Annotated in this window: 19 protein-coding genes; 11 read left to right on the top strand and 8 right to left on the bottom strand. The window is 63.0% G+C overall.

Translation table 11 applies throughout. The features are described 5' to 3' along the window. Positions 1-29: 29 nt before the first annotated feature. Positions 30-2,948, top strand: coding sequence for a ribonuclease E/G (locus tag NKK50_RS04780; RefSeq protein WP_023691224.1), 2,919 nt, complete (start codon positions 30-32; stop codon positions 2,946-2,948). Positions 2,949-3,041: 93 nt separating this feature from the next. On the opposite strand, the gene NKK50_RS04775 is transcribed toward NKK50_RS04780, so the two are convergent. Both NKK50_RS04775 and NKK50_RS04770 read right to left on the bottom strand, forming a co-directional pair. Continuing rightward, complete coding sequence (locus tag NKK50_RS04775) at positions 3,042-3,971, bottom strand: glutaminase (protein WP_023691223.1); 930 nt, start codon at positions 3,969-3,971, stop codon at positions 3,042-3,044. After that, a complete protein-coding gene (locus NKK50_RS04770; RefSeq protein ID WP_023725769.1) occupies positions 3,958-5,130 on the bottom strand; it encodes a pyridoxal phosphate-dependent aminotransferase in 1,173 nt (390 codons plus the stop codon). The genes NKK50_RS04775 and NKK50_RS04770 overlap by 14 nt, the downstream gene beginning before the upstream one ends. A 152-nt stretch (positions 5,131-5,282) precedes the next feature. On the opposite strand from NKK50_RS04770, the gene NKK50_RS04765 reads away from it, so the two are divergent. From NKK50_RS04765 to aat, 6 genes are all read left to right on the top strand, one after another. Further along, complete coding sequence (locus tag NKK50_RS04765) at positions 5,283-6,695, top strand: M48 family metalloprotease (protein ID WP_023691221.1); 1,413 nt, start codon at positions 5,283-5,285, stop codon at positions 6,693-6,695. A gap of 58 nt (positions 6,696-6,753) precedes the next feature. Next, positions 6,754-7,557: a DsbA family protein gene (locus tag NKK50_RS04760; RefSeq protein ID WP_023667484.1), complete on the top strand. Its 804-nt coding sequence runs from the start codon at positions 6,754-6,756 to the stop codon at positions 7,555-7,557. Between the two features lie 147 nt (positions 7,558-7,704). Further along, positions 7,705-8,139 (top strand): type II 3-dehydroquinate dehydratase, encoded by a 435-nt coding sequence (gene aroQ / locus NKK50_RS04755; protein ID WP_023667485.1) that lies wholly within the window; start codon positions 7,705-7,707, stop codon positions 8,137-8,139. 26 nt (positions 8,140-8,165) lie between these two features. Further along, complete coding sequence (gene accB, locus NKK50_RS04750) at positions 8,166-8,630, top strand: acetyl-CoA carboxylase biotin carboxyl carrier protein (RefSeq protein ID WP_023681496.1); 465 nt, start codon at positions 8,166-8,168, stop codon at positions 8,628-8,630. Positions 8,631-8,640: 10 nt separating this feature from the next. Continuing rightward, positions 8,641-9,984, top strand: a complete 1,344-nt coding sequence (gene accC, locus NKK50_RS04745) for an acetyl-CoA carboxylase biotin carboxylase subunit (protein WP_023681497.1) — start codon at positions 8,641-8,643, stop codon at positions 9,982-9,984. Between the two features lie 27 nt (positions 9,985-10,011). After that, positions 10,012-10,629 carry a leucyl/phenylalanyl-tRNA--protein transferase gene (aat, locus tag NKK50_RS04740; RefSeq protein ID WP_023681498.1) on the top strand — a complete coding sequence of 206 codons (618 nt, stop codon included), beginning with the start codon at positions 10,012-10,014 and terminating at the stop codon, positions 10,627-10,629. A gap of 42 nt (positions 10,630-10,671) precedes the next feature. Here the strand turns inward: aat and NKK50_RS04735 are convergent, their stop codons facing one another. The 3 genes from NKK50_RS04735 to NKK50_RS04725 all read right to left on the bottom strand — a co-directional run bounded on the left by NKK50_RS04735 (position 10,672) and on the right by NKK50_RS04725 (position 12,196). After that, positions 10,672-11,055, bottom strand: coding sequence for a hypothetical protein (locus NKK50_RS04735; protein ID WP_023667489.1), 384 nt, complete (start codon positions 11,053-11,055; stop codon positions 10,672-10,674). 75 nt (positions 11,056-11,130) lie between these two features. Beyond that, the gene (locus NKK50_RS04730) at positions 11,131-11,682 is read right to left on the bottom strand and encodes a DUF2155 domain-containing protein (protein WP_023681499.1); all 552 of its coding nucleotides are present in this window, start codon (positions 11,680-11,682) and stop codon (positions 11,131-11,133) included. A 115-nt stretch (positions 11,683-11,797) separates the two neighbouring features. Continuing rightward, positions 11,798-12,196 (bottom strand): NADH:ubiquinone oxidoreductase subunit NDUFA12, encoded by a 399-nt coding sequence (locus tag NKK50_RS04725; protein ID WP_023710575.1) that lies wholly within the window; start codon positions 12,194-12,196, stop codon positions 11,798-11,800. A gap of 329 nt (positions 12,197-12,525) precedes the next feature. Between NKK50_RS04725 and panB the strand changes: the two genes are divergently transcribed. The 4 genes from panB (at position 12,526) to NKK50_RS04705 (ending at position 17,193) form a co-directional block, all read left to right on the top strand. Further along, positions 12,526-13,356: a 3-methyl-2-oxobutanoate hydroxymethyltransferase gene (panB, locus tag NKK50_RS04720; RefSeq protein WP_023744843.1), complete on the top strand. Its 831-nt coding sequence runs from the start codon at positions 12,526-12,528 to the stop codon at positions 13,354-13,356. Next, complete coding sequence (panC, locus tag NKK50_RS04715) at positions 13,353-14,225, top strand: pantoate--beta-alanine ligase (protein ID WP_444849040.1); 873 nt, start codon at positions 13,353-13,355, stop codon at positions 14,223-14,225. The genes panB and panC overlap by 4 nt, the downstream gene beginning before the upstream one ends. Positions 14,226-14,449: 224 nt before the next feature. Continuing rightward, the gene (locus NKK50_RS04710) at positions 14,450-15,610 is read left to right on the top strand and encodes a helix-turn-helix transcriptional regulator (RefSeq protein ID WP_023738939.1); all 1,161 of its coding nucleotides are present in this window, start codon (positions 14,450-14,452) and stop codon (positions 15,608-15,610) included. Positions 15,611-15,747: 137 nt separating this feature from the next. Continuing rightward, the gene (locus NKK50_RS04705; RefSeq protein ID WP_155923526.1) at positions 15,748-17,193 is read left to right on the top strand and encodes an ArnT family glycosyltransferase; all 1,446 of its coding nucleotides are present in this window, start codon (positions 15,748-15,750) and stop codon (positions 17,191-17,193) included. Positions 17,194-17,209: 16 nt separating this feature from the next. On the opposite strand, the gene NKK50_RS04700 is transcribed toward NKK50_RS04705, so the two are convergent. The 3 genes from NKK50_RS04700 to NKK50_RS04690 all read right to left on the bottom strand — a co-directional run bounded on the left by NKK50_RS04700 (position 17,210) and on the right by NKK50_RS04690 (position 19,836). Then, on the bottom strand, positions 17,210-17,698 hold the full coding sequence (locus NKK50_RS04700; protein ID WP_023710580.1) for a GNAT family N-acetyltransferase: 489 nt from the start codon (positions 17,696-17,698) through the stop codon (positions 17,210-17,212). A 4-nt stretch (positions 17,699-17,702) separates the two neighbouring features. After that, positions 17,703-19,202, bottom strand: a complete 1,500-nt coding sequence (gene gatB, locus NKK50_RS04695) for an Asp-tRNA(Asn)/Glu-tRNA(Gln) amidotransferase subunit GatB (protein WP_023688375.1) — start codon at positions 19,200-19,202, stop codon at positions 17,703-17,705. Positions 19,203-19,404: 202 nt separating this feature from the next. Further along, a complete protein-coding gene (locus NKK50_RS04690; protein WP_023667498.1) occupies positions 19,405-19,836 on the bottom strand; it encodes a CBS domain-containing protein in 432 nt (143 codons plus the stop codon). Positions 19,837-19,956: the final 120 nt, after the last annotated feature.

The following is a 19,956-nucleotide window of genomic DNA, read 5'->3' as shown; positions in this document are numbered from 1 at the left end:
GCTGACGGCTGCCGGGAGGAAACGAAATAATGCCCAACAAAATGCTGATAGACGCCTCCCACCCGGAGGAAACACGCGTTGTCGTTATCCGCGGTAACCGTATTGAAGAATTCGACTTTGAATCCCAGGACAAGAAGCAGCTCAAAGGAAACATCTATCTCGCCCGCGTAACGCGCGTCGAACCTTCCCTTCAGGCAGCCTTTGTCGAATATGGCGGCAACCGTCACGGTTTCCTCGCCTTCAGTGAAATTCACCCCGACTATTACCAGATCCCGGTCGCCGATCGTCAGGCTTTGCTGCGCGCTGAAGCGCAGGAAGCCGAGGACGAGGAGAACGAGGACAATGACGGCGACGACCGCCAGAGCCGCGATCGCGGCCGGCGCGGCCGCCGGCGCGGCGGCAAGGGTCGTGAGCGGGGCGAACACAAGCGCGACGCCGGCGCCGATGATGAGAACGGCGAACATGGCGATGCCGGCAGCGATGCCGTCTCCGAAGCGCCTGCTTCCGAGCATGCCGCGGCCAATACCGCCGGGCATGACGATCATGCCGGGCATGGCGACAGCGAAGCCTCCGACGCCGAGACATCCGGGACCGAACCGTCGGAAGGCGGCCCGACATCGATCGCGGCAAGCGTCGAAGCGGATGTGATCTCCGAAGCTGTCCCTGCGGCGGAGCCGGGTGACGAAAGGTCGTCCAGCGAGGCAAGTGGCGAAGCCACCTCCGAGGACAATGATCGCGGCATGCTGGAAGAGGTGCAGTCCTCGCATCCGGACGACCACGAGATCGAATCCGTAGGCGCCGAGGATGCGCTGGAAGAGGTGCGCAGCCGCCGCAAGCCGGTGCGCCGCCAGTACAAGATTCAGGAAGTCATCAAGCGCCGGCAGATCCTGCTGGTGCAGGTGGTCAAGGAAGAGCGCGGCAACAAGGGCGCTGCACTCACCACCTATCTGTCGCTTGCCGGCCGCTATTCCGTGCTGATGCCCAACACCGCACGCGGCGGCGGCATTTCGCGCAAGATCACCAGTGCGGTCGACCGCAAGCGCCTCAAGGAGGTCGTTGCCGATCTCGAAGTGCCGCAGGGCATGGGCGTCATCCTGCGCACCGCCGGCGAAAGCCGCACCAAGGCGGAAATCAAGCGCGACTACGAATATCTGATGCGGCTTTGGGAAAACGTCCGCAATCTGACGCTGCAATCCACCGCCCCTGCCCTCGTCTATGAGGAAGGCAGCCTGATCAAGCGCTCGGTGCGCGACCTCTACAACAAGGATATTGACGAGATTCTTGTCTCCGGCGAGGAAGGCTACCGCGAGGCCAAGGATTTCATGCGCATGCTGATGCCGAGCCACGCCAAGGTGGTTCAGCCGTTCCGCGACACGACGCCGATCTTCGTGCGCAACGGGATCGAGGCGCAGCTCGACCGCATGCTGCAGCCGCAGGTGACGCTGAAGAGCGGCGGCTACATCATCATCAACCAGACCGAGGCGCTGGTCGCCATCGACGTCAATTCGGGCCGCTCCACCAAGGAGCACTCGATCGAGGACACCGCTCTCCACACCAACCTTGAAGCGGCGGAAGAAGTCGCCAGGCAATTAAGGCTGCGCGATCTCGCCGGCCTGATCGTCATCGACTTCATCGACATGGAGGAGAACCGCAACAACCGCTCCGTCGAGAAGCGGCTGAAGGATCACCTCAAGAACGACCGAGCCCGCATCCAAGTCGGCCGCATCTCGCATTTCGGCCTGATGGAGATGTCGCGCCAGCGCATCCGCGCCAGCGTGCTGGAATCAACCATGAAGCCGTGCCCTCATTGCGGCGGCACTGGCCATGTGCGCTCCGATTCGTCGGTGGCGCTGATGGTGGTGCGGGCGATCGAGGAATTCCTGCTCAAGGATTCGCGCAGCCACATCACGGTGCGGACCCCGGCGGCGACCGCTCTCTATGTGCTCAACCACAAGCGCGGCACGCTGGTGGAACTCGAAAGCCGCTTTGGCCTGACCATCACCGTCGAGGCCGATGATACGGTCGGTGTGCAGCACTACGCGATCTTCCGCGGCGCCATTGCCGAAAAGCCGGAAGGCTTTGTCGAAGCGCGAACCTTCCCGGCCTATGTCGAGCCGGAAGAGCCCGAGGACGAGATCGTCATCGAGGAGGAAGACGACGAGGTTGTGGTACAGGCCGAGCAGCCGCGCCAGGCGCAGCCGCAATCGCAGCAGCAGCAGCCGAGATCGGCTGAGGACGGCGAAGGCCGCGACCGCAAGCGTCGCAAGCGCCGCAGGCGGCGCGGCGGCAAGGATCGCGAACGCGAACATGGCGATCGCGAGCATGGCGCCGAAGGTGCTTCGGTTTCGGCGGCAAGCGACGACTTTGCCGCTGAACCAGGCGATGACGATGCAACACAGCAAGACGAAGCCCAGGTTGGCGCCGTCGAAACGGTGGAAGCATCAGATGACGCCCAGGGCAAGAAGCGCCGTCGCGGCAAGCGCGGCGGCAAGCGCAATCGTCGCGAAGACGGCACGGAGACCGAAGCCGGCGAAACCGCCTCGGTGGCCGAGGCCGCTGAAGTCGGAACGGCCGCAAGCGAGCCCGTAGCAGCCGTAGCGGTTGAAGAAGCGGCGGCTCCCGCCGCGGCGAACGACGACGCTCCAGCCGAAAAGCCGAAGAAGAAGCGCGCTTCAAGGGCAAAGAAGGCTGTGGTGGAAGTCGCCGATGAGACGGCGGCCGAGGCTGCACCGGAAGCTGCCGTCGAAGCTGCCGCCCCCGCTGCGGCCGATGCCGCCACGGAAACGACCGTCGACGACGAGCCCGCCAAGGCTCGCCCGTCACGGCGCAAAGCCGTGGCCGCGGATACCTCCGCGGTGCCGGTGGTTTCCTCCAGCGTTGCCGACGAGGCAAAGGCCGAGGAAAAGCCGAAGCGCGCCGGCTGGTGGCAGCGGAAGGGCTTTTTCTAAGCTATTCAGCCGATTAAGATAGGTTCCTGACAAAAATCCCGCGCCGTTCAAACCACGGCGCGGGATTTTTGCATGCACGAATGACGGAAGGCGTCAGGGGGCGAAAATCGACCAGTTCATCATCCTGGCCAGTTTTTCCAAGGCGATCGACCCCAGCTTGGAATTGCCGTTGGCGTTCAAGCCCGGCGACCATACGGCGAGCGAAGCAACACCCGGCACGATCCCCAATATGCCACCGCCGACGCCGCTTTTGCCGGGAATGCCGACACGGAAGGCGAAATCGCCGGAACCGTCATAGTGGCCGCAGGTCAGCATCATGGCGCCGATGCGCCGCGCCCGCTCGGCAGACACCACGGAGTGCCCGGTTGCCGGGTTTCTGCCGCCATTGGCGAGGAAGCGGCCGGCCAGCGCCAATTGCCGGCAGCTCATTGCGATGGCGCAATGGTGGAAGTACACGCCCAGCGCCAGCTCCGGTGCATGGTTGAGATTGCCGAAGGATTTCATGTAGTTGGCAAGCGCGAAGTTGCGATAGCCGGTGGCGCGTTCGGAAGCCGCGACCTCGCGGTCGATGATGATGGTTTCGTCATCGGCAAGGAACTGGATGAAGCGCAGGATTTCGCCGATCGCCTCGCGCGGCTGGTGGCCGGCAAGCAGTATGTCGGACACGACGATGGCGCCGGCATTGATGAACGGATTGCGCGGAATGCCGTTCTCATGCTCGAGTTGCACGATCGAGTTGAACGGATTGCCCGACGGCTCGCGTCCGACACGCTGCCACAGCGCGTCGCCGACATTGCCGAGCGCCAACGTAAGCGTAAACACCTTGGAGATGGACTGGATCGAAAACGCCTGGTCGGCGTCGCCGGCGACCAGCACGCGGCCGTCATTGGTCACGGCGGCAATGCCGAATTTCTTCGGATCGACCTTGCCGAGCTGCGGAATGTAGGTGGCGACGTCACCGCAATCGGTGCGCTCGGCCATCTCGGCGGCGACATCGGCCAGCGCTTGTTCAAGATCCGGCATGCTCGTCCCCGCTTTTCAGCCAGCGCTCGATGCGCGCCATCGCCTCGACCATGTCGTCATGGCTGCCGGCATAGGAAAAGCGCATCGTGCGGTGGCCCTGAAGTGGATCGAAATCGCGGCCGGGCGTCGCCGCCACATGCGCCCCGGCCAGCATCTTGCGCGCAAAGGCCATGCTGTCATTGGTATGCCGGGTAACATCGCAGAAAGCGTAGAAGGCGCCGTCCATCGGCGCCGCCAAGGGAAATCCGAGTTCCGGCAGGCGCCGCATCAACAGCTCGCGGTTCCAGGCGTAGCGCGCCTTTACCGCTTCCAGCTCTTGCGTCGCCTTGAAGGCTTCGATCGCCGCGATCTGCGACAGTTCCGGCGGCGAGATGTAGAGGCTCTGGGCGATGCGCTCGATCGGCCTCACCAGAGCTTCCGGCAGCACCATCCAGCCGATGCGCCATCCGGTCATGCAATAATATTTCGAGAAGGAATTGATCACCGTCACGCCTGAGCCATGGGCCAGCGCCGTGGTGTCGGGCGCGGCATAGGCCAGCCGGTGATAAATTTCGTCCGATATCACCGCGATGCCGAGTTCTTCGGCTGTCCTCACCAGTGCCGACAACTCGTCGACGGGAATGACCGCACCTGTCGGATTGGCCGGGCTGGCGAACAACACGCCCTTCAGCGGTTTTTCCCGGTGCGCCGATTTCAAATGTTCGGCATGAAGATAGGCGTCGCTGCCGAGCTCGATCTCGACGATCTGGATACCGAGCGCGGCCATGATGTTGCGGTAGGCCGGATAGCCGGGTGCTGCGATGGCGACGCGGTCGCCGGGATCGAACATCGCCAGGAATGCCAGATTGAAGGCGGCCGACGATCCCGTGGTCACGGCGATCCGGTTCGGCGCGACATCGATCCCGTAATGGTCGCCACAATGCGTCGCGATCGCCTTACGCAGATCCGCCAGACCGAGCGTGTCGGTATAGCCGATGCGTCCGATCCTCAGCGCATTTGCGGCTGCTTCCCTCACGCCCACGGGCGCCGGATCGGATGGCTGGCCGACGGCCATGGACACGACAGGCACGCCCGTCGCCTTCAGCCGGTTGGCTTCGGCCAGAATGTCCATGGCGTGAAACGGCTCGACTTCACCGCGGCGCGACAGCGAAACTACCATTTGACCTCAATCTTTCCGTCCGGCCCGCCGCTCAAAGCCATCAACCGGCGGCAGCGCCGCACAAATGCCCGATTGATGTGAGGATCACAAGTTCGCCTAGTTTCGGTGCCGTGACTTTTCATCGTTCGCCCGCTCGTTTACCAGTGGACCTCATGCTGAGCCGACCCAAATCGACGATGTCCAAATCTTCCATCGGGAAGACAGCGCGCGGCTTCGCGACGCTTTTGCTTGCCGCCGCCGTCGCTGTCACCGGCTCGGTGACGGCCTTCGCGCAGGCGGTGCCGGTCGTGCGCGATGCCGAGATCGAGGCGCTGGTGCGCGACTATGCGCGGCCGATCTTCAAGGCGGCCGGTCTTGCCAATGACGGTGTCGATATCGTTCTGGTCAACGATCAGAGCTTCAACGCCTTCGTTACCGGGCGCCGGCTGTTCATCAACACCGGCGCGCTGATGCAGGCCGAAACGCCCAACGAGATCATCGGCGTCATCGCCCACGAGGCCGGCCACATCGCCGGCGGCCATCAGCAGAAATTGCGCGACCAGCTCGAGCGCGCCAAGACCATGGCCATCATCGCCACGCTGCTTGGCGCCGGCGCCATCGTTGCCGGCGCCACCACCAACAGCCGCGGCCTTGCCGGCGCCGGCATGGGCGTGGCTGCGGGCGGCGGCGAGATGGCGCAGCGCAGCATTCTTGCCTACCAGCGCACCGAAGAGTCGACCGCCGACCGCTCTGCCATCACCTATCTCAATGCCACCGGCCAGTCCGGCATGGGCATGCTGAAGACCTTCGCCCGCTTCCAGAGCGCGCTGTCGCTTTCCGGCACGCAGGTCGATCCCTACCGCATCAGCCACCCGATGCCGCAGGAGCGCATCGCCAATCTCGAAGTGCTGGTCAAGCAGAGCCCTAACGTCGACAAGGTCGATCCGCCGGCACTGCAGCAGCGGCACGACATGATGCGCATCAAGATCGCCGCCTATATGGGCGGCCAGGCCGCCGCCACGCGGCTGATCCGCAAGGCCCCGGGCAGCCTCGCCTCGCGCTATGGCGAAGCGCAGATGGCCTATCTCTACGGCAATCTGGGTGCAGCACTGACCAAGGCCAATGCATTGATCAAGGAACAGCCGAAGAACCCCTACTTCCAGGAAATGCGCGGCGACATACTGATGAAGGCCAACAAGCCCAAGGACGCCGCGGACGCCTATGCCAAGGCGGTCAGCCTCGATCCGGTGAGGTCGGGCCTGTTGCCCGTTTCCCTCGGCCAGGCGCTGATGGCCATCGGCACGCCCGACTCGCTGAAGAAGGCGGTGGTGCAGATCAACAACGGTCTCGGGCGCGACAAGGAAAACACGGTCGGATACCGCTATCTCGCCCAGGCCTATGGCGAGCTTGGCAACATTCCGGCGGCGGAACTCGCCACCGCCGAGGGCCACTTTTATTCCGGCGATTACACGAATGCGAAAATTTTCGCCATGCGCGCGCAAAAAGACTTGAAGCGCGGCGAGCCCGGCTGGATTCGGGCGCAGGACATCATAAACTACAACCCTTCAGGCAAACTCAAGAAATGAACCTTCCGGTCGCCCGCGGCGACTAGGATAGACCGGAACCGGTAAAGAGGATGAGACGATGAACAAGGCAATATTGCTCGGCACGACGGGAGTGGCGGCTGCTCTTGCCATGCTCGCTTTCGGGTTCGTCGCCGGCAGTCCGCAGGTGGCCAAGGCCGGCACGGCGCAGACCGTGCAGACCGCCTCTGCCGACACCAAGATCGATCGCACTGAGGTCGAGGGCATTATCCGCGACTATCTCCTGAAGAACCCCGAAGTGCTGCTCGAAGTGCAGGAGGCGCTCGAGGCCAAGCAGAAGGAAGAGCAGCGCATAGCCAGCCTCGGCGTCATCGAGAAGGCCAAGTCCGAGATTTTCAACTCGACCTTCGACGGCGTCGTCGGCAATCCGAAGGGCAAGGTCACCATCGTCGAATTCTACGACTACAATTGCGGCTTCTGCAAACGCGCCATCGACGACATGCAGGCTCTGACAAAGGCCGATCCGGAGCTGCGCTTCGTGCTCAAGGAATTCCCGATCCTCGGGCCGGATTCGCAAAAGGCCAGCGTCGTCTCGATGGCTTTCCACCTGATGCATCCGGAGAAATACGGCGAGTTCCACAACGCCCTGCTCGGCGGCCAGGGCCGCGCCACCGAGGCGGCGGCCATCAAGGTTGCGCTGTCGCTAGGCGCCGATGAGGCGAAATTGCGCGAGAAGATGAAGGACCCGACCATCACCGAGGCCTTCTCCAAGACCTTCGACCTCGCCAACAAGCTGGCCATCACCGGAACGCCGTCCTATGTCGTCGGCAATGAAGTGGTGTTCGGCGCGCTCGGCCAGGAAGTGCTGGCCGAAAAGATCGAGGCGGCGAAAGCCGCGCTCTGATCTTGCACGCGAGCCTTCTCACGGGCACATTTCCGCCTGTTGTGGACAGTGAAAGATCGCACTTGTGCTCTTTCCGCGGGCGGCTATGCCCATTATAGAAGGCCCTGCGCGCCGGCTTGAGGCCGGCGTCGGAAAAGGTCGGCATTTTTGAAAACGATTTTCGTCCTGAACGGCCCCAACCTGAACGCGCTCGGCAAGCGCGAGCCGGGCATCTATGGCGGCAAGACGCTTGCCGCGATCGCCGACGACTGTAAGCAGGCGGGCGCCGCCCTTGGCCTCGAGATTGATTTTCGCCAGTCGAACCATGAGGGCGACCTCGTCGACTGGATCCAGGAAGCCGGCGACAAGGCAGCCGGCATCGTCATCAATCCGGGTGCCTACAGCCACACCTCGATTGCCATTCACGACGCCATCCGCGCTGTCGCGCCGCTGCCCGTCGCCGAAGTTCACCTCTCCAACATCCACGCGCGGGAACCATTCCGCCACGTCTCCATGGTCGCGCCGGTCGCTGTCGGCATGATCTGCGGGTTCGGGCCGCTTGGCTACTCGCTGGCGCTGCAGGCGCTGGCGGCACGCCTATGACCGGCCCACAAACAGAAGGCTCGAAAATGTCGATAAAGAAGACCGGTGTTGACCAGCAACTGATCCGCGATCTCGCGGGCATACTGAACGACACCAATCTCACCGAGATCGAAGTCGAGCTCGGCGACCTGAAGGTGCGCGTGTCGCGCCAGGCGCCGGCCGTCCACGCCATCGCCGCCCCGCAGGCCGGTTATGCTCCGGCAGCGCAGCAGCCCGCGGCGGGCGCGGCTGCCGCACCAGCAGTGGCCGACCCGTCCAAGAACGCGGTCCCCTCGCCGATGGTCGGCACCGCCTATCTCGCGCCCTCGCCCGACGCCAAGGCCTTCATCGAAGTCGGCCAGAAGGTCAAGGAAGGCCAGACGCTGCTGATCATCGAAGCGATGAAGACGATGAACCAGATCCCTTCGCCGCGCGCCGGCACGGTGACGGCGATCCTGTTCGAGGACGGCCAGCCGGTCGAGTACGGCATGCCGCTCGTCGTGATCGAGTAGAGCGGGCCGGATGTTCCAGAAGATCCTCATCGCCAACCGCGGCGAAATCGCGCTTCGGGTGCTGCGCGCCTGCAAGGAACTCGGCATCCAGACCGTGGTCGTGCATTCGACCGCCGACGCTGACGCCATGCATGTCAGGCTCGCCGACGAAAGCGTGTGCATCGGTCCGCCGCCGTCGCGCGACAGCTATCTCAACATCCACCAGATCGTCGCAGCCTGCGAGATCACAGGCGCCGATGCCGTGCATCCGGGCTATGGCTTCCTGTCGGAAAACGCCAAGTTCGCCGACATTCTCGCCGCCCACAACATCACCTTCATCGGTCCGTCGGGCGACCATATCCGCATCATGGGCGACAAGATCGAGGCCAAGCGCACGGCAAAGCGGCTCGGCATTCCGGTTGTGCCGGGCTCCGACGGCGCCGTCACCGACCAGAAGGAAGCCAGGCGCATTGCCGCCGAGATCGGCTATCCCGTGATCATCAAGGCTTCGGCAGGCGGTGGCGGGCGCGGTATGAAGGTCGCCCTTACCGAAGCCGATCTCGAGATCGCCTTGCAGACAGCCAGCACGGAGGCCGGCGCGGCCTTCGGCGACGATGCCGTCTACATCGAGAAATACCTGGAAAAGCCGCGCCACATCGAGGTGCAGGTATTCGGCGACGGCGCCGGCCGCGGCGTGCATTTCGGCGAGCGCGACTGTTCGCTGCAACGCCGCCACCAGAAAGTCTGGGAAGAGGCGCCCTCGCCGGCCCTCAACGCCGAGGAGCGCGCCCGCATCGGCAATATCTGTGCCAAGGCCATCGCCGACCTCGGCTACTCCGGCGCAGGCACCATCGAATTCCTGTACGAGAATGGCGAGTTCTACTTCATCGAGATGAACACGCGGCTGCAGGTCGAGCATCCGGTAACGGAGGCGATCACCGGCATCGATCTCGTCCACGAACAGATCCGCGTCGCCTCCGGCGGCGGGCTTTCGGTGCGCCAGGAGGACATCAAGTTCAACGGCCACGCCATAGAATGCCGCATTAATGCCGAGGACCCGCGCACCTTCACGCCTTCGCCCGGCACGATTACGCATTTCCATACGCCTGGCGGTCTCGGCATCCGCGTCGATTCCGGTGTCTATTCCGGCTACAAGATCCCGCCCTATTATGACAGCCTGATCGGCAAGCTGATCGTGCACGGCCGCAACCGCGTCGAATGCATGATGCGGCTGCGCCGGGCGCTCGACGAGTTCGTCGTCGACGGCATCAAGACGACGCTGCCGCTGTTTCGCGACCTGGTCGGCAATGCCGATATCGCCAATGGCGACTACGACATCCACTGGCTGGAAAAGTATCTGGCCAAAGAGGAATAGCGCCCGACTTGCCGCTATGATGCCGCGATGACCCGTCCTTACGCTCCCGGCTATCGCATTCCGACCGACCTGTTGCTCAAGGCCTATGCCTCGGGCGTCTTCCCGATGGCCGAGAGCGCTTCCGACCCGGAAGTGTTCTGGGTGCGGCCGGAGACGCGCGGCATCATACCGCTCGATGGCTTCCACACGCCGAAGAGCTTGCGGAAGACAATTCGCAAGCACCCGTTCGACATCCGCTTCGATTTCGATTTCGAGGCGACGATCGACGGCTGCGCCGAAAAGCGCGAGGAGCGCCGCTCGACCTGGATCAACGCGCCGATCCGCGAAGCCTATATCGAACTGCACCGTCTGGGGCACTGCCATTCGGTCGAGGCATGGCGCGAGGAACGGCTGGTCGGCGGCCTCTATGGCGTCTCGCTCGGTCGCGTGTTCTTCGGCGAAAGCATGTTCGCCCGGGAAACCGACGCGTCCAAGACCTGCCTGTATCATCTGGTCGAGCGGCTGAAGGCGCGCGGCTTTGCCCTGCTCGACACGCAATTCACCACTGAGCATCTCAAACGCTTCGGCGCGGTCGACGTGCCGCGCGTCAAATACGAGAAGATGTTGGCCGACGCGCTGAAGGGCGAAGCCGTTTTTTATCCCTGACCGGAGACCGAGCGGCCGAGCCGGCTCGACCGGTGAAAGGGGTCAGCCCTTCGCGGTTTCCATCGGCGTCTGCGAATGGAACATCATCTTCCAGCCGTTGACACGATGAACATAGCCGGTGCTAACCAACGCGGCGTAGGGCTCGCCGTTTTCTCGTGTCGCATGAGCCTCATAGGTCAGCATGATAATGTCGCTGCCGGGCTCGATGATACCCTTGAGGTCGATCTGAAGGTCGCGCCAGCGGTTCGGCTTGGTCGCGGTCTTGGCCAGATCGGCATTGTCCATTGCCTGTGCCATCTCAGGAAATGCTACCAGGCATTCTGTGTCGACATTGGCGGCGTAGTAAGCTTCGTCGCCCGTCCAGAACCCCTTTTCGAGTTCGAGCAGGTCGTCTTTGCTGGCCGTGATCCGTTTGCTGTCCGACATCAGAATATCCTCCAAGCGCATAAATGCGTCATCGTCCATGGCCCAACGCATAGTTGCCACCACGGTTCCGGAGGATCAGTTGGTGTTGGTCGCGTCAGGTTCCGTAGGGTCCGGCTGTTCGGCGGCCGGAGCAGCGGCGGGCTTTGGCTTGGACGTGTCGACCTTGGGCGTCTCGGCATTGGCCGCGTCGGGCGGCGGCACATCCGACTTCTGCTTGCAGCCCTTTAGCCAGACGTCATAGACGGCGTGCTCGACGGCGTTTAGGCCGGGGCTCTCGGCGAACATCCAGCCGGTGAAGATGCGGCGGATCTTGCGGTCGAGCGTGATTTCGTCGACTTCGACGAAGGAATCGGTCTTCGGCTCTTCATTCTCCGGCCGCGAATAGCAGATGCGCGGCGTCACCTGCAAAGCGCCGAACTGCACGGTTTCGTCGATGTAGACATCGAAGGTGATGATACGGCCGGTGATCTTGTCGATGCCGGCAAATTCGGCGACCGGATTGGTGATGCGATCGGAGATTGCGGGTGCTGCCGCAGGCGCCTGCGCCGCGGCAAACGCTGTCGGGAACATGGCGACAGCGCCAATTGCCGCCAGTCCGGCCATCGATGTCAGGCTGAAAATGTTCATGCGGAGATACCGGTGGTTTGGGCCCGGGTGATTCTGTCACGCCCAAGGCTATTCGCCGTTGTCATATCAGCAAGCAGCTAAACGCCAATTGTGGCGACAAAGGACCGGCCGGCGGTCAAGAACCAGGCGTCCACGCATCGTAGTCGCCCGTCACCTGCGGACGGTGCTGATTGGTGAGCACGGAACCCTTCGGGCGATAAGCCGCCGGTGTTCCCGTGAGGTTCGGCTCATGCGCCTTTTCCCATTCGCGCGGCCGATAGTCGTCGCTTGGCGGCGCCACATCGACGCGGTGATGCATCCAGCCGTGCCAGCCCGGAGGGATCGCCGACGCCTCCGAATAATTGGCGTAGATGATCCAGCGGCGGGTGCGGCCTTCCGAATCGACGCCGCCTTCGTAGTAGACATTGCCGGCCCCATCCTGGCCGACCTTGTTGCCGTGGCGCCAGGTGTGAAAACGGGTTCCCAGCGTCTGGCGGTTCCACCAGGTGAAAAACTGCAGAAGGAAAGTTTTCATTCAGATCCTCGCGGGCGCGCGGCGGTGGCTGTTCCCTGCTTATGGCGTCAGGCCTTGGCGAAGGCAAGGGTTTTGCGGCGCCTGCGGCACTGACGGCATGCCGAAACGCTCGGTCATTGGCCGATCCATTTCGCACCTGCGAACCGACGCTTGCCAAGCCGGCTGCGTCTTCCTAAAGCTCTCATCGCCCGCCCGGCGCTGCCGCATGACCCCGAAAATCGAAATCGATTTTCGGAAAGGATCATGCGCAAACCAAAGTGCTACAGCGTCCTTTGCGCGTCCACGGGACGCGCGGCGCTGTAGTCAACGCCGGCTGCGGGAGGTGAGGAATGGCCTTAGCTGTCGCCAGGATCAGTGCGGAGACAATACGCGCCCGCAAGGGCGGCGTGCCGGTCGTATGCCTTACCGCTTACACCTATCCCGTCGCCCGCCTGCTCGACGATCATGTCGACCTTCTCCTGGTCGGCGACAGCGTTGCCATGGTGCTGTATGGCCACAAGACCACGCTCGGCGCCTCGCTGGAGATGATGATCGCCCATGGCCAGGCCGTGATGCGCGGTTCGTCAAAGGCCTGCGTGGTGGTCGACATGCCGGCCGGCAGCTACGAGACTTCGGCCGCGCAAGCCCTTGCCTCGGCGCGCCGCATCTCTGAGGAAACCGGCTGCGAGGCGGTGAAGCTGGAAGGCGGCGTCGAAGTCGCCCTCCAGATCGCCGCAATCGTCACGGCCGGCATTCCAGTGATGGGCCATATCGGCTTGCAGCCGCAATCGGTGGAAAAGGACGGTGGCTACAAGATCAAGGGCCGCACGCCGGAGAATGTGGCCGCGCTCATGCGCGACGCCGACGCGGTCGCAAAGGCCGGCGCGTTTTCGCTGGTCATCGAAGGCACGGTCGAGACCGTTGCCGCCGACCTCACCCGGCACATTACCATTCCTACCATCGGCATCGGCGCCAGCCGCGATTGCGACGGCCAGATCCTGGTCATCGACGACATGGTCGGCCTGACGGTCGACCGGGTGCCGAAATTCGTCAAGGAATACGCCGATTTGCGCAGCGCTGTCGCCGATGCCGCGGCGCGTTATGCGGCGGAGGTGCGCAGCCGCACCTTCCCCGGGCCGGGCCACGTCTTTTCAGCCGCGAGCGACAAGGACAAGGCATGAACCGGCCCCCCATCCGCCAGCCGCTCGTCGTCGACACCGTGCCCGGCCTTCGCGCGCAGATCCGCGAATGGCGGCGCGAAGGCCTGAGCGTCGCCATGGTGCCGACCATGGGCGCTTTGCATGACGGCCATATCTCGCTGGTCGGGGCTGCGCTCGCAACGGCCGATCGCTGCGTCGTCTCCATCTTCGTCAACCCGGCCCAGTTCGCCCCCACTGAAGATCTCGACAAGTATCCGCGGCAGCTGGCCCGCGATCTCGACCGGCTGACCGAGGCCGGCGCACAGCTTGCCTTCACGCCTACGGTTTCCGAAATGTATCCGGCAGGCTTTGCGACGAAGATTTCGGTCGGCGGCCCGTCTTCTGGCCTGGAATCGGATTTCAGGCCGACCTTCTTCGAGGGCGTCGCCACGGTCGTGGCCAAGCTCTTTCTGCAAGCCCTGCCCGACTACGCCATCTTCGGCGAAAAAGACTACCAGCAGCTTTGCGTCGTCCGAAAGCTCTGCCGCGATCTTGACCTTCCGGTGGAAATCGTCGGCGCGCCAACCGTGCGCGATGCGCATGGCCTGGCAATGTCGTCGCGCAACGCCTATCTCGACGCCGCCGAGCTCGACGTCGCGCGACAGCTCAATGTCATCTTGCGCCAGACGGCGGCAGCGCTCGCGGCCGGTGCCGATGAAAACGGCGTGACCGGTAAAGCCACTGCCGCGCTTCTCGAGGCAGGCTTCGACAGCGTCGACTATGTCGCCGCGCGCGAGAGCCTGACGCTCACCTCGTGGCGGCGTGACGGCGATGGCCGCCTGCTTGCCGCGGCGTGGCTTGGCAGAACCAGGTTGATCGACAATGTGGAAGTTTACTCATTTATTCCCTGAAAAATTCCAATTCCGTTCACTTTGATTTGTATCGCAGAGCGGCCCGAGCGCTCTTAGACAACGGCTCATCAGGTACGTTCTGGCCAGCCCGTAAGCGCTCACGATACACCGAACGCCGCTGTGAGACGTTTCACAGACGTAACCAAGCCGGCTATGTTGTGTGCGACCCCAGGCAGAGACAGTGTGTGACCTGCCACTACGCTGCAATCCTTACGAGGCTCTACGTGTCTGTCCAGGCCAACATAGTCGGTCGCGCCCTGCCGCAGATCGTCGAGGCAATCTACGATTCGATTGTCGATGTCGGCCGTTGGCCATCGACGCTTGAATCAATCTGCAAATTGGCGCTCGGCCGGCTTGCCATGCTGGCGGTCGTCGATACGGCGAGAAACTCGGCCCGGTTTTCGACTTCCTGCGGCGATCCGGTTCTGCTTGAGCCGCTGCAGCGCGACTACGCCTGCGAGGTGCCCTTTTTCAAGGCGGTGCCGAAGATGGAAGTCGACATACCGTTGACCGTCGACAGCGTCTACGCCCTGCAAGGCCCTGACGCCCGCCAGAACTGGCTCGAAAGCCGCATCGTGCGCGAGTGGGTGGAACCCAACCGTCTCGACGATTTCTTCTGGGTAGCGCTGATGAAGCAGCCGGCGCGCACCGGCACGCTGATGGTGGTTACCGACAAGGACAGGCCCCAGATTTCAGCCAGGGATATCGACCTGATGTCCAGGCTCGCCCCCCATGTCCGGCGTGCGGTGACCATCGGCGACCTGTTCGAGGCCGAGCGGCGCAAGGCCGACATCTTTCGCTCGATCCTTGAGAGCCTCGACCATCCAGTGCTGATCGTCGCCGACGATATGCAGATCATTTTCGCCAATCCGGCAGCCGAAGCCCTGCTCACCGAAACCGCCTCAGTGTCCTCGGTGCGCGGCCAGCTGTCCTTCGCTTATGCCAACGCCAACACCGCCATCGGCCGCGCCGTCCAGCTCGGCACGCGCGACGAATTCGCGCTCGGACCGTCCGGCATCAACATTCCGCTGGTGAAGGCCATGTCTCCGGCGGTGGCGCATGTCATGCCTCTGGCGCGACGCGACATTTCGGCCCGCATGTCGCCGCGCGCCGCCGCGGCCATCTTCATTGCCGCCGCCGGCGCCGCATCAGTGCCGGCGCTGGAAGCGATCGCTGCGCTGTTCGGACTGACCGCAGCGGAAAAGCGTGTCGCCGGCCATGTCGCCGCCGGGCTGACACGGCGTGAAATCGCGGCTGCCAGCGGCGTCTCGGACGGCACCGTCAAATCACAGCTGGCAACCATCTTCGACAAGACCGCCACCGGCGACCAGCGAGAGCTGGAACTCCTGATGCGCGAATTGACGCCGCCGCTGCGCTCGGCCTGAAGCCATACTCGGAGCCAATCATCAAATTTTTCAACTATTTGCCGGTACGCAGGCGTAATCCACAATACCAAGCCGGCATCGTTGCAATTCGGCCAAAATCATGGTGCGGTTCTGCTCCGGTCCGGAGACGGTGCATCGTGCACGACCGGACGTGGAAAACCATTTCCTGGGCGGTCCCGAACTTGATACCGACACGAATTGAACGGCTGCTGCCTTACCTCTTCCTGCTGGCCCTGCTTTGCATCGCGCTCGCTTTCCGTCCGCTACTGCCGGTCGACGAGACGCGTTATCTCAGCGTCGCCTGGGAGATGTATCTCGGTGGACATGTCTTCGTACCGACGATGAACTTTGCGCCCTATCTGCAGAAGCCGCCGCTGTTGTTCTGGCTCATCGATCTCGTCTGGAACATCTTCGGTGTGAGCCGCGCGGCGGCGATGCTCGTCATCTTCGCTGCCTCGTCGCTGGTCATCTGGCTGACGACACTTCTGGCCAAAACCCTGTTTCCCGAGCGCCCGGAAATCGCCAGTCGCATCCCCTGGCTGGTGGCCGGCAGCACCGTCTTTGTCATCTATTCGACCCTGATCCTGTTCGACATGCTTTTGACGGCCTGTGTGGTCGCCGCACTGCTGGCGTTGCTGGGCTTCGCCAGGACCGGCAACCGCTGGCAGGCGGTGCTGGCGGGTCTCTTCATCGGGCTCGGCGTGCTGGCCAAAGGCCCGGTCGTGCTCATTCACATCGGCGCGCCCGTCCTGCTCTATCCCCTCTGGCGTGACCGGCGAGCCGGCCTTGCCCCTTTGCAGTTCTTTGCCGGAGCCGGCCTGGCAATTCTCGCCGCCCTTGTCCCGGTCGCTATATGGCTGGCGCCCGCGACCATCCTGACCAAGGGCAGTTTCGTCTACGATCTCGTCTGGAACCAGTCGGCAGGTCGGGTTACCGGAAGCCTGCACAATTCGCATGGCCGGCCGTTTTACTTTTACCTGATGCTGTTGCCGCTCATGTTCGTGCCCTGGGCCTTTATCCCCCCGGTGTGGCGGCTGAGGCCGGTTGCCCGGATACGCAGCCTGATCGACACCAAATCCCCGGATCTGCGTGCCCTGCGCCTGCTGTCGTTCTCGTTCATTGCGGTGCTGCTGGTCTTCAGCGCCATATCCGGCAAGCAGCCGCACTATGTCGTGCCGGCACTACCGTTCGCGACCATTCTGCTGGGCTATTTCATGGCCGAGATTTCAGTCGCCAGGCTGAGGGCGACGGCCTTTGTCATGCTTGCCCTTTTCGCCATCGGCCACGCCGCCGCCTCGGCGACCGTGTTCAAACGCTACGATCTCACGCAGCTGGCGAGCTTCATCGACGAACGAAAGGACGCCGACTGGGCCGTCGCTTACGACTATCAGGGCGAGGTCGGTTTCCTTGGGCGAATAGAGAAGCCATTCGAGAACGCCGACAAGCCTGAGGAATGGCTCAAGTCTCACCCCGGCGGCTACGTCATCGAAAAGCAATCGAAAGATCCGGGCACATCCGAACAGATCGCCTTCCGGCAGCCGGTGGAACGCGGCTATCTGGTCGTGCTGAAAGGACAGCACTGAGCGTTTCGTCGGGCGCCTATCCCAGCGGTTTCTCGAAGATCAGCGCCGGCAACCCCGAACCGCCGCCGCAATCGGCGGTGCTGCCGACCGGCAAAAATCCCTTCGAACGGTAGAAGGCGATGGCCGGCACGTTGGCCTCTTCCACCTCGACGCGCAACCTGTTCGCCTCGGGAAAGCTGGCTTCGACCTCGTCCAGCAAGGCCTGGCCGATGCCTTGCCGCTGGCAGGCCGGCAGTACATAGAGCTGGTTCAGCAGCACGATCTTCGCATCCGTCGTTGCGGCGGCAAAAGCCATGCCGCCGATACGCTTGCCGTCATCGGCGACCAGGAATTCCGAGTTCGGCCTTGTCAGCCGCGCCTTGAGCGAGGCGATCGAATGCCAGTCGTCGGTAATTTCGATCACCCGCTGGGCGCCATAGATCGCGTCGTAGGTTGCGTGCCAGGTTTCGACCAGCAGCGCGCGGACAGCGGCAAGGTCACGTTCGCTGGCGGTGCGGACGAACATTGTTCTATTCGATACCGAGCTTGGCCTTGACCAGATCGTTGACCGCCTGCGGGTTGGCCTTGCCGCCGGTGGCTTTCATCACCTGGCCGACGAACCAGCCGGCCATGGTCGGCTTGGCGCGAGCCTGCTCGACCTTGTCGGGGTTGGCGGCGATCACCTCGTCGACCGCTTTCTCGATGGCGCCGGTGTCGGTGACCTGCTTCATGCCGCGGCTTTCGACCAACTGGCGCGGATCGCCGCCCTCGTTCCAGACGATCTCGAACAGATCCTTGGCGATCTTGCCGGAGATGGTGCCTTCCTTGATCAGGTCGATCACGGCACCGAGCTGCTCCGGTGTTACAGGAGCATTTTCAATGCCCTTGCCGGCCTTGTTAAGCTGGCCGAGCAGGTCATTGATGACCCAGTTGGCGGCAAGCTTGCCGTCGCGGCCCGAGGCCACCTGCTCGAAATAGTCGGCGATCGGCTTTTCCGACACCAGGATCGAGGCGTCGTAGGTCGACAGGCCAAGTGAAGAGATCAGGCGCGCCTTCTTGTCGTCGGGCAGTTCCGGCAACTCCTTGGCCAGCGCGTCGACATAGGCCTGATCGAATTCCAGCGGCAAAAGGTCGGGATCGGGGAAGTAGCGGTAGTCATGCGCCTCTTCCTTGCTGCGCATCGAGCGCGTCTCGCCTTTGACGGCGTCGAACAGCCTGGTTTCCTGATCGATCTTGCCGCCATCCTCGAGGATGGCGATCTGGCGGCGCGCCTCGAACTCGATGGCCTGGCCGATGAAGCGGATCGAGTTGACGTTCTTGATCTCACAGCGCGTACCGAATTCGCCGCCGGGCTTGCGAACGGAGACGTTGACGTCGGCGCGCATCGAGCCTTCGTCCATGTTGCCGTCGCAAGTGCCGAGATAGCGCACGATGGTGCGCAGCTTGGTGACATACGCCTTGGCCTCGTCGGCGGAGCGCATGTCGGGCTTGGAGACAATCTCCATCAGCGCCACGCCGGAGCGGTTGAGATCGACATAGGACATGGTGGGATGCTGATCGTGCATCGACTTGCCGGCGTCCTGCTCCAGGTGCAGGCGCTCGATGCCGATCTCGATGTCCTCGAACTCGCCCTGCCGGTCGGGACCGACCGAAATGACGATCGTGCCTTCGCCAACGATCGGCTGCTTGAACTGCGATATCTGGTAGCCCTGCGGAAGGTCGGGATAGAAATAGTTTTTCCGGTCGAAAACCGACTTGTGGTTGATCTGCGCCTTCAATCCGAGGCCGGTGCGGATCGCCTGCTTGACGCATTCCTCATTGATGACCGGCAGCATGCCGGGCATGGCCGCGTCGACCAGGCTGACATTGGCGTTGGGCGCCGCGCCGAAAGTCGTCGACGCCCCGGAAAACAGCTTTGCTTCCGAGGTCACCTGCGCATGGACCTCGAGGCCGATGATGATCTCCCAATCGCCGGTAGCGCCGGGAATAAAACGTTTGGCATCGGGCGTGCGGGTATCGATAAGGGTCATGGTGGCCTGCGCTTTTGGCTCGCGAAAACTGCGATTTTCGCGAATTTGGGTATCGGTCTTCGCTAGTGCAAACCGCTTCGCGAGACAAGCGCCCAAAGCAGCGCAGAGCAGTGGGCTGGCCTTTTCAGCCCCTTTCGGCCGCTCGGCAACCGATAGAATGAACGCCGCCGGCCGGTATTCGGTCGGCGGTTTCTTCGTCAGGTCAGGCCGTTGCGATATAGGCCCTGATTTCGTCGGCCTCGCGCTCGACATCCTCGATGCGGCGCTTGACCACGTCGCCGATCGACACGATCCCGTCGAGCAGCCCATCCTTTTCCACCGGCAGATGGCGGAAACGGCCTTTGGTCATGATCTCCATCACCTCGTTGACCGTGTGGTTCTCGTTGCAGATCTTCACTTTCGGCGTCATCGCCGAGCGTACCGTTATATCAAGTGCGGCAGCGCCTTCCCTGGCAACGACCCGCACGATGTCACGCTCGGAAAGGATGCCGACGATCTTGCGATCGCCATTGGTGATGACCAGTGCACCGATCTTGTGGTCGGCCAGGATTCGAATGGCTTCGCTGAGCTTTACATTCGGCCCGAGCGTGAACACGTCATGGCCTTTTCTCTCGAGAATTGCCTTAACCGTCATGGCGTCCTCCTCCTCCTGCTTGGCTAGCCAGCTCCCGCCCTGACCGGCTTCACATAAGAGTGAACATCGTGCGCCGTGATCGGTTGCTTTTCAAGTGTGCCAGTGGGGTGTGCCAGTGGG

This window comes from Mesorhizobium sp. M0001 (assembly GCF_040324255.1).
In the GTDB taxonomy this organism is placed as follows: Bacteria; Pseudomonadota; Alphaproteobacteria; order Rhizobiales; family Rhizobiaceae; genus Mesorhizobium.
This window is presented reverse-complemented; position numbering and strand designations above follow the sequence as displayed.